Annotated in this window: 1 pseudogene; it reads left to right on the top strand. The window is 62.0% G+C overall.

Features of this window, described 5'->3' with window-relative positions:
- Positions 1–16: 16 nt before the first annotated feature.
- Positions 17–532 (top strand): annotated as a pseudogene (locus V6V89_RS41560) (nucleotide sugar dehydrogenase); the annotation flags it as partial.

The following is a 532-nucleotide window of genomic DNA, read 5'->3' as shown; positions in this document are numbered from 1 at the left end:
CCTGACGGATCAGATCGTGCCGTTGGAGCCGGAGGAGGCGGAGCTGGCGAAGCTGTTCACGAACACGTGGCGGTACATCAAGTTCGCGACGGCCAACCAGTTCTGGATGATGGCGAACGACTTCGGTTTGGATTTCGCGCGGATCCGGCACGCGATCACGTTCGACTATCCGCGTGCGTCGGATCTGCCGATGCCGGGGTTCGCGGCGGGGCCGTGTCTTTTCAAGGACACGATGCAGTTGGCGGCGTTCAACCGAAACAACTTTGTGCTGGGTCATTCGGCGATGCTCATCAACGAGGGTCTGCCGTTGTATCTGGTGTCGCGGTTGGAGTCCCGGTTCGACCTGTCGAGCCTGACGGTGGGCGTCCTTGGGATGGCGTTCAAGGGTGGCAGCGACGATCCGCGGGAGTCGCTGGCGTACAAGCTGCGCAAGATCCTGCTGTTGAAGGCGCGCGAGACGCTGTGCACCGATCCGTACATCGTCGATGAGCGGTTCACTGCGCTGGACGAGGTGTTGGAGCGTGCCGACCTG

It is taken from the genome of Micromonospora sp. CPCC 206061 (genome assembly GCF_036906915.1).
GTDB lineage: Bacteria > Actinomycetota > Actinomycetes > Mycobacteriales > Micromonosporaceae > Phytohabitans.
Note: the sequence above shows the minus strand (reverse complement) of the source record. Positions and strands in the feature narration are given on the sequence as shown.